General features: G+C 70.1%; 11 protein-coding genes. 6 read left to right on the plus strand and 5 right to left on the minus strand.

Annotated features, from left to right (window positions below; all coding sequences use genetic code 11):
• Position 1 precedes the first annotated feature (1 nt).
• The gene (locus tag ABZT06_RS41765) at positions 2-499 is read left to right on the plus strand and encodes an MEKHLA domain-containing protein (RefSeq protein WP_355753220.1); all 498 of its coding nucleotides are present in this window, start codon (positions 2-4) and stop codon (positions 497-499) included.
• A 79-nt stretch (positions 500-578) separates the two neighbouring features.
• Here ABZT06_RS41765 and ABZT06_RS41770 read toward each other — a convergent pair whose 3' ends face one another.
• Positions 579-983: a cupin domain-containing protein gene (locus ABZT06_RS41770; RefSeq protein ID WP_355753222.1), complete on the minus strand. Its 405-nt coding sequence runs from the start codon at positions 981-983 to the stop codon at positions 579-581.
• A 417-nt stretch (positions 984-1,400) separates the two neighbouring features.
• Here ABZT06_RS41770 and ABZT06_RS41775 point away from each other — a divergent pair, with 417 nt between their 5' ends.
• Complete coding sequence (locus ABZT06_RS41775) at positions 1,401-1,898, plus strand: sigma-70 family RNA polymerase sigma factor (RefSeq protein WP_355753129.1); 498 nt, start codon at positions 1,401-1,403, stop codon at positions 1,896-1,898.
• Here the strand turns inward: ABZT06_RS41775 and ABZT06_RS41780 are convergent.
• Positions 1,895-4,033, minus strand: coding sequence for a BTAD domain-containing putative transcriptional regulator (locus tag ABZT06_RS41780; RefSeq protein ID WP_355753131.1), 2,139 nt, complete (start codon positions 4,031-4,033; stop codon positions 1,895-1,897). The genes ABZT06_RS41775 and ABZT06_RS41780 overlap by 4 nt on opposite strands.
• A gap of 428 nt (positions 4,034-4,461) precedes the next feature.
• Between ABZT06_RS41780 and ABZT06_RS41785 the strand changes: the two genes are divergently transcribed.
• Both ABZT06_RS41785 and ABZT06_RS41790 read left to right on the plus strand, forming a co-directional pair.
• Positions 4,462-5,061 carry a hypothetical protein gene (locus tag ABZT06_RS41785; protein ID WP_355753133.1) on the plus strand — a complete coding sequence of 200 codons (600 nt, stop codon included), beginning with the start codon at positions 4,462-4,464 and terminating at the stop codon, positions 5,059-5,061.
• Between the two features lie 223 nt (positions 5,062-5,284).
• Positions 5,285-5,971: a hemerythrin domain-containing protein gene (locus ABZT06_RS41790; protein WP_355753134.1), complete on the plus strand. Its 687-nt coding sequence runs from the start codon at positions 5,285-5,287 to the stop codon at positions 5,969-5,971.
• 42 nt (positions 5,972-6,013) lie between these two features.
• Here the strand turns inward: ABZT06_RS41790 and ABZT06_RS41795 are convergent, their stop codons facing one another.
• The 3 genes from ABZT06_RS41795 to abc-f all read right to left on the minus strand — a co-directional run bounded on the left by ABZT06_RS41795 (position 6,014) and on the right by abc-f (position 9,937).
• On the minus strand, positions 6,014-6,577 hold the full coding sequence (locus ABZT06_RS41795; protein ID WP_355753136.1) for a CGNR zinc finger domain-containing protein: 564 nt from the start codon (positions 6,575-6,577) through the stop codon (positions 6,014-6,016).
• Positions 6,578-6,619: 42 nt separating this feature from the next.
• Positions 6,620-8,221, minus strand: a complete 1,602-nt coding sequence (locus tag ABZT06_RS41800) for an ABC-F family ATP-binding cassette domain-containing protein (protein ID WP_355753138.1) — start codon at positions 8,219-8,221, stop codon at positions 6,620-6,622.
• A gap of 81 nt (positions 8,222-8,302) precedes the next feature.
• Complete coding sequence (abc-f, locus tag ABZT06_RS41805) at positions 8,303-9,937, minus strand: ribosomal protection-like ABC-F family protein (RefSeq protein ID WP_355753140.1); 1,635 nt, start codon at positions 9,935-9,937, stop codon at positions 8,303-8,305.
• A 374-nt stretch (positions 9,938-10,311) separates the two neighbouring features.
• Between abc-f and ABZT06_RS41810 the strand changes: the two genes are divergently transcribed.
• Together ABZT06_RS41810 and ABZT06_RS41815 are read left to right on the plus strand one after the other, a co-directional pair.
• Positions 10,312-11,028: a molybdopterin-dependent oxidoreductase gene (locus tag ABZT06_RS41810; protein ID WP_355753141.1), complete on the plus strand. Its 717-nt coding sequence runs from the start codon at positions 10,312-10,314 to the stop codon at positions 11,026-11,028.
• Positions 10,982-11,668, plus strand: coding sequence for a cytochrome b/b6 domain-containing protein (locus ABZT06_RS41815; RefSeq protein WP_355753143.1), 687 nt, complete (start codon positions 10,982-10,984; stop codon positions 11,666-11,668). The genes ABZT06_RS41810 and ABZT06_RS41815 overlap by 47 nt, the downstream gene beginning before the upstream one ends.
• Positions 11,669-11,705: the final 37 nt, after the last annotated feature.

An 11,705-nucleotide genomic window follows, 5' to 3' on the forward strand; every position in this document is an offset into this window, starting at 1 on the left:
GATGACTCCCTTTGACCGTGGCGTTGCCCCGCGGGCCCTGCCCGGCTCGCCCACTGACCCCGCTTTCGCCGAGCTGCTGCTTTCCAGTCATCTGCGGCTGGTGGGCGAGCCGTTGTCCGGTCGGGAGGCCGGTCCGGACGCCGCTCGGTGGCTGTACGCACAGGCCCCGTTCGGGCTGTTGGCGCATGACACGTCGGCTGACCCGCGCTTCGTCTACGCCAATTGCACGGCGCAGCTCTGCTTCGGCTACTCCTGGGACGAGTTCGTTGGCCTGCCTTCCCGGCTCTCGGCGCGCCCCAACGGTCAGCAGGACCGCGACGCCTTCGTGCGTGCCGTGTCGGCGCAGCACTATGCCACCGGCTACCGCGGGATACGGATCGGCAGGAGCGGCACGCCCTTCTGGATCGAGGACGTGACCATGTGGGACCTGATGGACCCGGAAGGGCGGATCCACGGTCAGGCCGCGGTGTTCCGCTCCTGGACGCCCATGGGCGACTGAGGCGGCAGCAGGCCCGTCCTCGTATGACGAGCCCGCCACGGTGGGATGCCGTGGCGGGCTCGTCGTGTGCGGGGCGCGGCTACTGGAAGTCGCAGCCCGGGTTGGGGGCGTCCTCCGACAGCGGGGCGCCGTGCGGCAGGACGTAGAGGACGTCGAGAACGACGTTTGTCTTGCCGAGGTTGCGGCCGATGTGCACGTGGTTGGCGCCGGACGGCTCGGTCAGGGAGTTTCCTGCCCGGTAGACGCCGTCGGTCCGGCAGTCCGAGTCGAAGTGACTGAGGGTGCCGTGCTGGACGAAGCCGTAGAGGGTTCCGTCGTGGTAGTGCCACCCGGTGCTCTGGCCCGGGGGGATGGTGATCTGGCGGAGGATGTAGTCCGTGTCGCCGATGGTGGTCTGGGAGATGATCTTGCCGGTCACGCCCGGTCCGGCCGGGGTGGCGAATGCGGTGCTCGCACCGAACGACAGGCCGACGGCGGCGGCCATGGTCACACCCAGTCGCAGCAGGTTCTTACGCAAAGTGGTCTTCCCTTTCAGGTGACGCCTCCCCGCTACCCTGTCACATGTGTCCGATGGCGAAGCGGTGCACACATTGCGATTGAGTCAAGGCGCCCTGGCAGCACGTGACATAGAACTCATGTGGGGGAATTGTCAGGAACCTGTTAGGACGGGGAAATCGGTGATTCAGCGATAAAACCCCAGGTGAGAGGCCATGGATGCGCCACGAGTCGGTAACACGTGTTCGTCGCTCGCCGACGCGGCAGCGAGACGGCACAAACACAGCATTTTTCTGGCACCTGTCGCTGCCTACAGTGCAAAGGCGGGGGTTACATCCGACCCCCGGTCGCCGCACCACAGAGAACCAGGATGGTTCAGAACACTATGGCTACGCCCCTCACGGCTATGTCCCGATCCGACCTGCTCTGCAGCATCATGCGGGAACACCGGGAAGGCCTCGTCTCGTACGCCGAGAAGATGCTCGGGGACCACGGACTTGCCGAGGACATCGTCCAGGAGACCATCATCCGGGCCTGGCGCAACAGCGACCGTCTTCTGGGCATGGACGGGTCGGTCCGTGGCTGGCTCTTCACCGTGACCCGGCATCTCGTCATTGACTGGGTGCGCAAGCCCTGCGCGCGCAGAGAAGTCGTCGGAGTCACCTACAACGACCCTGCGTCGCGCACCGACGGCACCGAGGCCGTGCACGACGCCCTGGTCACCAAACCCTTGTTGCAGCGGCTGTCAGCCGAGCACCGGGCAGTGCTGGTGCACATCTACCTGTGCGACCGCAGCATCCAGGAGACGGCCGGCATCCTCGGGGTCCCGGCCGGCACGGTCAAGAGCCGTCACCACAACGCCCTGCGTAAGCTCCGGGGGGTGGTGCGGCCAGAGGCCGCCTAGGAGCAGGAGCCAGGGGACTGCGAGCACATCCCCAAGGCAGAGGTCAGGCGGCGGTGCAGGGCCTCGTCCTGGGGATGGTTCTCGATGGAGCGGACCAGTTCCGGCAGCAGATGCTGCTCGGCGACGATCCACGCGGCGGCGTCCGCGCGTCCGTTGAACCGCTCGGGCCGTACGCCCGGGCGCAGAGGCGGCGGGAGCACGGTGCCGCGGTGGGGTGCGAGGTGCGCCGCGGCCGCGTCGGCACTGTGGAGATAGTGCTCGAACATCCTGGCCAGAGCCTCGGATCGGGTGGTGGGGGAGTCGAGGACCGTGCAGAGTTCCCTGGCGTAGGTGCGCAGCAGTTCGTGGCAGGTGTACCGGCCCGTGGTCAGTTCGGCGAGCAGGTGGTGGTCCATCAGTTCCGCCACGTCCTGCCGGGTTCTGCGCGGGTCGGTGCCGGCGAGGCTGGTGGCGGCCGGCATCGCGATGTCCCGCGAGGGGTGCAGGCTCAGCAGCCGGAACAACCGCGCGGCACTGCTGCTCAGCGTTTCGTAGGAGCGGTGGATCGCGTTGCGGAGGTCGGTGCGGTCGTCGCGGCAGGACAGCATGTCGAGGCAGTCGTCGGCGTCCTGGATCCGGGCCGCGAGCGAGGCCAGCGGGAAACGCGGCTGCAGCAGGGCGCGGGCGCTGGTGACAGCCAGTGCGAGGGGCAGTCCGCCGCACAGCTCCACGATCTCTTCCGCGGCGGCCTGCTCGGCCCGGATGCGGTCGGTGCCCAGACGTCGGTCAAGCAGTTCCAGGCTCTCCGCGCGGGTCATGGGATCCAGCGTGACGATCCGTGCGTCGTCCGTCACGGACAGACCCTCCAGCCGCCGCCTGCTGGTGACGACGGCGACGCTGCCCGGTGTGGTGGGCAGCAGCGGGCGCACCTGCTCGCAGTTCTCCGCGTCGTCCAGGACGAGGAGCAGTCGGCGTCCGCTCAGGGCGCTCCGGTAGATGGGGGTGAGGGCGGCGGCGCTCGCGTGGGCACGGTCGTGCTCGACGGCGAGTGCGCGCAGTACCGCGCTCATCGCCTCCGCCGGGTCGAGCGGGGACCGGGTGGCGTGGTGGCCCTGCAGGTCGAGATAGATCTGGCCGTCGGGGAAGTGATCGGCGACCAGGTGGGCCCAGTGCACGGCCAGGGTCGTCTTGCCGACTCCCGGCATACCGCAGAGGGCCGCGGTCATCGTGGGCGGGCGGCTCTCGCCTTTGAGTGGCAGAAGTTCCAGGCACTGGCTCAAAGGCTCGCGGCGGCCAGCGAAGGAGGCGCAGTCCGCGGGCAGTTGGGAAGGGCGGTGGATTTCCGCGGGCGGAGAAGGCTGGGACGGTAGGGCGTCCGGCACCCGGGAGATTCGACGCTGCAGCAAATGTTGCTGGGTGGAGCGCAGTTCGGGACCAGGCTCGACGCCCAGTTCGTCGGCGAGCGTGCTGCGGATGGTCTCGAACTGTTGGAGCGCTTCGGCCTGTCGGCCGGTGGCGGCCAGGGCGGCGATCGCCCGGGCGTGTAGGGCCTCGTCGAAAGGATGGTTCTCAAGGGCGCTGCGAAGCACGGTCAGGACCTCTTCCGTCAGCGCGGGCGCTGCGGTCAGGACGGCGTCGGCGGCCTCCTTCACCGTGGAGACGAACTCATGCCCGACGGACGTGAAGACCGGGTGCCGGGCCACGTTGGTGCCCGCCGCCACGACGGGGCCGCGCCAGAGGCGCAGGGCCTCGACGAAGTCCTGCGCGGCCTCGGCGAGATCGCCGTCACGAAGCGCCAGTTGGGCTTGAGCGCGTAGATCGCGGAAATGCAGCAGGTCCGAACTGGTCGTGTCGACGAGGAGCCGGTAGCCGTTGGCGGCGCGGACGAGGTGTTCGGCGTTGCTGCGGCTGCGCAGCTCGGGTTCGAGGGTTCTGCGCAGGGCGCCGATGTGCCGGTGGACCACATTGACGGCGCTGGGTGGAGGTTCCTCGTCCCACAGGATGTCGACCGCCTCGCCAAGAGTGAGCGGACCGGGGGCACGGAGCACCAGCAGAGCGAGCAGGGCCAGTCGTTTCGGGGGTCCCACGTCGATTTCGGTGTCCCCGCGCGTCACCCGCACGGTGCCGAGGACTGAGTAGCGCACTGTCGTGTCCATGTCGTGGCTGGCCTCGCTGCTTCTCCCGTGATGCTGCTGGTCACTCACCCGGTCCCGGTGCACCTGTAAGTAGGGGCCCGTGCAGGTTTCTGTGTGGGCGGGTGGCCAAGACGGCGAAGTGTATCCGCGCTCCGTGACACGTATGTGCGGGCGGAGGTGTTCGGCTGGGGGTGTTGTGCCGAGTCTGGCAGTCGGGACCGGTCGGCGGATCTGTCACGTGACTTACCTGTCTCGCGAGGAAATAACCGTTCTAGAAGGCGACGATATAGGCGTCGACGTCACCGGTCAAGACGGTGACAAAGTCGGGGTGAATGTGAGTGTGCGAGGTGCGTCCGGAAGTCCGTGAACCCCGGGGCGGCCCACACCGTTCAACCTCATGACGGGCCCCGCCGACCGGGCGAGTCGTACCGGCGAGAGGAAACGGCCACGTGCACCTGCTGGTACCTGACGATCCCGTCTTCTACGCCAAGTTCCAGAGCCTGGAAGAGCCGCTGCTGCGCCACCTCTACCAGTTGCACTGCTCGGGCACGGACACCGACGAGGAGCGGATCGTCTCGGACGCCTACGACAGTTGGGTGCATGTCCTGCTGCGACTGCCGCTGTGGGCGCGCTGGCACACCGAGGACGCGCCCGCCGTCCCCGCCCCGGCCGAGCCGCCACCGCGCTACACCCTGTACAGCATGCGCGGCGACGAGCTGACGAGCCTCTACCCGATCGAGGTGACCGCGGCCGAGCTCGGGCATCTGACCGCCTGCCTCGATCTGTTCGCCGGGACTGCCGCTGAGCCGGGCGACGGTGAGGAGTTCCTCACCGAGGTGTTCCGGCGCGTCATGGAGGTGCTGTTGCTGCCGCCCCCGCAGAATCTGCTGCACCTGCTGCGGTTCGTCGTGCTGCAGGGGGCCGCCGTTCTCGTCACCCTGCCGACCGAGTACGAGACGGAGTACCGGCGCTTCTGCGAGGAGGTCGTGACCATTCTCAGCTCGGGCGACACCTTCGCACTGAGCAGCCACCGGGCCATGTATCTCTGATGTGTCGCTGAGGTGAAACCAGCCACACATGTGGTGAACCTTTCATGGCCGTCGCCGCGTTACCCAGGTGGAGGCTCCGCCGTCGGACACGCGGACGGCGGAGCCGGGGCGGGACATCCGGAGTCCAGCCACGTTTGCGTGGTCAGTCCCCGTCCCTGTACCGGCGGTCCGGGCTCCCCCCTCGGGCCGCCGGTGCGCAGACTTGGTGAAGAAAGGTCCCTGCATGTCCCCCACACCGGTGCCGGTCACGGATGGTGCGCCCCTGAACGACGAACTGCTCGCGGCTTACACAGTCATGATCCGGGGCGCGGACCTCGTCTCCCGGGCGTTCATCCGGCTGGCCGACGGCGCCGCCGTCGACACGCAGACCCTGGTGGCGACGGCGCGGTGGCTGGTCGCCTTCGTACGCCGGCACCGCCACACCGAGGACGAGCATGTGTGGCCGCTGCTGCGCGCGCGCTGTCCCGAGTCGGTACGCAGCCTTGACCTGCTGCACGAGGACGACAACGCACTGGCCGAGGGGCTCGACGAGCTGGAGAGCGTCATCGAACGCATCTCCGAGGAACGCCGGGTCGGCGGAACGGTGAGCTGGGGGCACGCGATGAGAGAGGGGACGCTCGCGTCCCGCCGGGTCGGGCACGGGCTGCGCGCGCACGTCGCCGTCGTACAACCCCTGCTCAAGGAGCTGTTCGCCCAGGCCGGGGAGGAAGACCTGCGCACCCTCGGCACCGCGGCCGCCGAAGGCGTGCTGCGCGGTGAGCCGCAGATGGTCCTCGGGTTCCTGGAACACCCCGAGCCCGTCCCCGGCCGGGAACGGGTGTACGCGGGTTTCCCGCCGCCCACGCGCTGGGCGCGGGGCGTGCTGATGCACCGGTTCCGCAGGACCCTCAGGGATCTCGCGGCCGACTGAGCCCCGTGCGCGCCGGGGCCGGCTGCCGACCGGGAGAGGAGGTCAGTGGGCGGCCCCAGCCGGCGCGGACTTCTTCCGGGCGCGGTACGCGGCGGCCTTGATCTTGTTGCCGCAGGACTCCATGCCGCACCACTGGCGCCGCATGCCCCGGGAGCGGTCGATGTAGACGCGGGTGCACTCGGGGTTGCCGCACTCCTTCATCAGCGGCACGTCCGGGCCGCTGAGCAGCTCCACCGCCCGCCGCGCGACCGTCGCCAGCGCCTGCTCGGGCGTCGCCTCGGTGCAGCGTCCGGCCGGGGTGAGCTGGGGCGTCACGGGGGCCTTGCGCGCAGCGGCGTTGACCGCCTCGAGCGCCTCCGCGTCGAACTCGTCACCGAGCCGGCGGTCGGTGACGAGCCGGTAGATGGCCTCGCGCACGGCCGTGGCCTCCTGGACGTCGTCCTGCCGGCCCGGGGCGATCGTGTCCACCAGGCCGGACTCGAGGTACCAGGCGTTCAGCCGCTCCGGCGTCACGAACATCTCGAACCGGGTCGAGCGTCGGGCCCGGAGCGTGGCCGCGAAGTCGAGAGCCGGGTGTCCGCATACGAAGACATGGTCAAGATTCACATCACCATCTTGACAGGTGACTCCGGTCGGGCGCAAGAAGCGTTACGGTTTCAACCGGTGTTCCCGGCCCTGCCAGCGTCGCCGCAGCCAGCGATCGTGGCTGGCCACGACGATCGCGCCGGGACCCGGGCCCAGTGCAGCCTCGAGTTCGTCACACAGGGCGGGGGAGAGGTGGTTGGTGGGCTCGTCGAGCAGCAGGAGCTGGGGCGGGCGGGCGGCCAGGAGGGCCAGCGCGAGGCGCCGGCGCTGGCCCACCGACAGGTGCCCGACCGGCTTGTCCAGATCCGCGTCGTGCATCAGGCCGAGCGAGTTCAGCGGCACCTTCTCCGCCCGCCGCGCGCCCAGCGCCAGCTCGTAGGTGTCGCGGACCGTGCGGTGGTTGTGCTCGAAGGTCGTGTCCTGGGTCAGCAGGCCCACCGTCAGCCTGCGCCGCCTGCTCACCTCACCCTCGGCCGGCAGACGACCGGCCAGTACGGCAAGCAGCGTCGACTTGCCCGCCCCGTTGCCGCCCGTGACGAGCAGCCGGTCGGTCGGCGACACCTCCAGGCCGTCCACGGCGAGCCGGCCAGGCACCCGTACGTCGTGCAGGGCGACCAGGGGACGTGCGTCCTCCTCGCTGCGCGCGGCCAGCTCCCCGGCCGCGAACCGCAGCGGGCGCGGCGGCTCGGCGACCTGGGCGCGCTCCAGCTCCTCCAGCCGCCGGGCGGCGTTGCGGACCCGGCGGGAGATCTGGCTCTGCACCCGGCCGGCCCGGTGGCCGTAGCCCATCTTCTCGTTGTCGGTACGGCCCCGGTCCGGCGCGACCCGGTGCGCGGTGACGCCCGCGGACTCCCGCAGCGCCTCCAGTTCCTCCTGCTCCTCGGCGTACCGCCGCTCCCAGCGTTCGCGCTCGGCGCGCTTCTCGGAGAGGTAGGCGCTGTAGTTGCCGCCGTAGCGGACCGGGCCGTCGACCGAGGGGTCGAGGTCGATCAGGTCGGTGCACACGGCGTCGAGGAAGGCCCGGTCGTGGCTGGCGACGACGACCGTGCCGGGCAGGCCGCGGACCTGTTCCTCCAGGAAGGCGGCGGCGCCGTCGTCGAGGTGGTTGGTCGGCTCGTCGAGGAGCAGCGCCGACGGGCGGCGGACGAGCAGGGCGGCCAGGGCGAGACGGCCGCGCTGGCCGCCGGAGAGCGAGCCGAGGGTGCGGTCGTGGCCGAACGCGCCGAGGCCCAGGCCGTCCAGGACCAGGGCGGCGCGGCGGTCGGCGTCCCAGGACTCCCGGTCCTGGGCCTGCTCCAGGCGCTTGCCGTAGGCGTCCAGGAGGTCCTGGTCCTCCGGGGTGCGCGCGAGTTCCTCGCCGAGCCGGTCCAGTTCGGCGAGGTCCTGGCGGGCCTCGCGCAGCGCCTCGTCCAGCACCGCGGCGATGGTGGCGTCGGCGTCGTAGGGCATCTCCTGGTGGAGGAAGCCGAGATCGGCGGGGCGGGTGACGCTGCCGGCGTCGGGTTCGTCGACGCCCGCGAGGACGCGCAGGAGGGTGGACTTGCCGACGCCGTTCTCCCCGATGAGGCCGATGCGCCGGCCCGGGGCGGCGGTCAGGGAGATGCCGTCGAGGACGCGGCGGTCGCCGAGGGTGCGGACGAGGTCATGGGCGATCAGTGCGGACACAGGTGTCCCCCAAGGGTGAGCGGTGGGCGGCCCGCCGGGCGCAGGGCGCCTCGGACGCGGGCCATGTCACACGTCAGATGCTCACACCTCGGGTGCCCCGGTCTCCTTGAGTGTGCCGTCGGCCAGCCGCAGCCAGCGGTTGACGCCGATCTCGGCGAGGAACCGTTCGTCGTGGCTGACCACCATGAAGGCGCCTTGGTAGGAGTTGAGCGCGCTCTCGAGCTGGCCGGCGCTGACCAGGTCGAGGTTGTTGGTCGGCTCGTCGAGCAGCAGCAGGTGCGGGGCCGGTTCGGCGCACAGGACACAGGCGAGCGTGGCACGCAGGCGCTCGCCGCCCGAGAGGACGCCGACCGGCAGGTGGGCGCGGGCGCCGCGGAAGAGGAAACGGGCGAGCAGGTTCATGCGCTCGGCTTCGGGGCGCTCGGGGGCGAACGCGGCGAAGTTCTCCGCGACCGTGCGGTCCAGGTCCAGCAAATCCAGTCGCTGCGAGAGGTAGGCGATCCGGCCGTCGTTGCGCTTGATCTCGCCGCCGTCCGGGGCGAGGTCACCGGTGATCAGGCGCATCAACGTGGTCTTTCCGGCGCCGTTCGGCCCGGTCAGGGCGATGCGCTCGGGACCGCGCACGGTCAGATCGATCCCGTCGGGAGCGAACACCTGCCGGTCCCCGAGCTTGGCCTGCATGCCCCCGCCGATGAAGAGGTTGCGTCCGGCGGGCACCTGGGTGTCGGGCAGCTCCAGGGTGAGGCGCTGCTCGTCGCGCAGGGCGCGGCCGGCCTCGTCCAGGCGCGCCTTGGCCTCGCTGACCCGGGAGGCGTGCATGGTGCCGGACTTGCCCGCGGCCTCCTGCGCACCGCGCTTCATGTTGCCCGCGAAGATCTTGGGCAGCCCGGCGTTCTTGAGGTTCTTGGACGCGTTGCTCATGCGGCGCTCGGCGCGTTCCCGGGCCTGCTGCATCTCCCGCTTCTCCCGCTTGAGCTCCTGCTCGGCGTTGCGGACGTTCTTCTCGGCGACCTCCTGCTCGGCCCGCACGGCCTCCTCGTACTCGGTGAAGTTGCCGCCGTACAGGCGCAGTTCGTCGCTGCCCAGCTCGGCGATGCGTTCCATGCGGTCCAGGAGCGCGCGGTCGTGGCTGACCAGCAGCAGGCAGCCGTTGAAGTCGGAGAGCACGTCGTAGAGCTTGTGCCGGGCCTCGGTGTCGAGGTTGTTGGTGGGCTCGTCGAGCAGCAGGACGTCGGGGCGCTTGAGCAGTTGGGCGGCGAGGCCGAGGGAGACGACCTGGCCGCCGCTGAGCGTGCGCAGGCTGCGGTCCAGGGTGAGGTCGGCCAGGCCCAGGCGGTCGAGCTGGGCGCGGGTGCGCTCCTCGATGTCCCAGTCGTCGCCGATGGTGGCGAAGTGCTTCTCGTCGACGTCCCCGGACTCCACGGCGTCCAGGGCGCGGATGACGGCGGCGACGCCGAGCACCTCGGCGACGGTGAGACTGCCGGTGAGGGGCAGGCTCTGCGGCAGGTAGCCGAGAGTCCCGGTGACGGACACCGAGCCGGTGACGGGCTTGAGTTCACCGGCGATGAGCTTGAGCAGCGTGGACTTGCCGGAGCCGTTGGGGGCGACCAGGCCGGTGCGGCCGGGGATCACGGAGAAGGACAGGTCCTGGAAGACCGGGGTGTCGTCGGGCCAGGCGAAGGAGAGGTTCGAGCAGACGATTGCGGCGTCGGACATGGAGGCGACCTCGAAAGGGGCGGGGGCAACGCGCTTGAGCCGCTGCCCGGGGCAGACATGAGAAAAGGGGTACGACGAATCGGGCCACCTCGGCAGCGCTCCTGAGCGCCGGCCGGTGGCCGTCAGGTCCGGATCTCACCCGGAGATGTCGTCGTCACCCACCACGTCTGCCACTCCTCGATACACGGTCTACGTCCCTCTCAGCTTAACAGCCGGTGCGGAGTCTGGTCAGCTTCGCTCATACGTGTGTGTCGTCACCCGTCCCGTTGTTGACAGCGGTGAGCTCGCGTGCGAGCATCATCACCAGTTAAACCGGTGACGAGGTCGACGCGAGACGTCGGCAGAGCTCACACGTGTCCGAAGGAGCACACACCATGGCAGAAAAGCCGAAGCCGAGGACCGGGGGAGCCCCCGTCGGCCGACGGGCGATGCTGGGCATGCTCGGCGCGGGCGCGGCCGGGCTCGCCGCCGCGCCCTACCTCCAGAGCGGCTGGGAAGGGTTCCTCGCCAAGGCGTCCGAGGTGGACGCCACCGGCCTGACCGGTCTGCTGCCCAACCCGGGCGGCTTCCGGTACTACAGTGTCGTGGGCTCCGTGCCGCACAAGGACGAGACGAACTACGCCCTGAGGGTCGGCGGACTGGTCGACAAGCCGAAGACGTACACACTCGACCAGTTGCGCGCCATGCCGCAGACCCGGGTGGTCGGCGACGCCGTGTGCACCGACGGCTGGCGTGTGGACGGCACCCCCTGGAGCGGGGTGAGGCTGGCCGACATCCTCGACGACGCCGGTGTGCGCTCGTCGGGCGCGGCGATCCGCTTCACCTGCTTCGACGGCGCCTACTCCGAGAGCCTCACCCTGGAACAGGCCCGCCGCTCGGACGTCCTAGTGGCGCTGAACCTCCAGGACAAGCCCATCTCCCACGCGCACGGCGGGCCGGTCCGGCTCTACGTGGCGCCCATGTACTTCTACAAGTCGGCCAAGTGGCTGTCCGGCATCTCGGTCACCGACAAGGTCGTTCCCGGCTACTGGGAGGAGCGCGGTTATGCGGTCGACGGCTGGCTCGACGGAGCCGACCGGCACGCGGCCTGAACCCGAGGACCGGGTCCGCCGCTTCACCACCGCCGAGCGCCTGGTCCACCGGACCACCGGCTACCTGATGCTGCTGTGCCTGGTCACCGCCGCCTGTCTCTACTTCGGCCCGCTGGCCCAACTCGTCGGCCGACGGAACCTGATGGTGACGGTCCACGAGTGGTCCGGCATCGCACTGCCCGTGCCCTCCCTGCTCGGACTCCTCTCACCTGCCTTCCGCGCCGACCTGCGCCGGCTCAACCGCTTCGCGGTGTACGACCGCCAGTGGCTGCGCGCCGTCCGCAGGCGCCGTACCTCGCCCGAGGCGCGCCCGGCCGGCAAGTTCAACGCGGGTCAGAAGCTCTACGCGGGCTGGATCGCCGGAGCGGTGCTGGTGATGATGTTCACCGGCCTGCTGATGTGGTTCATGGGGCTGCTGCCCTTCATCTCCCGCACCAGCGCGATCTTCGTCCACGACATCCTGGCCTGGGCGATCACCTTCGTCCTGCTCGGACACATGCGCAGGGCCTTCGAGGACCCCGAGGCGCGGCTGGGCATGCGCACCGGATACGTCAGTTGGTCGTGGGCACGGCGGCACCACGCGCGGTGGCTGGGTGAGGAGGGCCCGGGTACCGTGTCCGACAAGGTGGACAAGGCCTGAAAAGCCCCCGTGCCCGGGGCGGGTTTGGCCGGAAGGG

This window comes from Streptomyces sp. NPDC005483 (assembly GCF_040606035.1).
GTDB lineage: Bacteria > Actinomycetota > Actinomycetes > Streptomycetales > Streptomycetaceae > Streptomyces.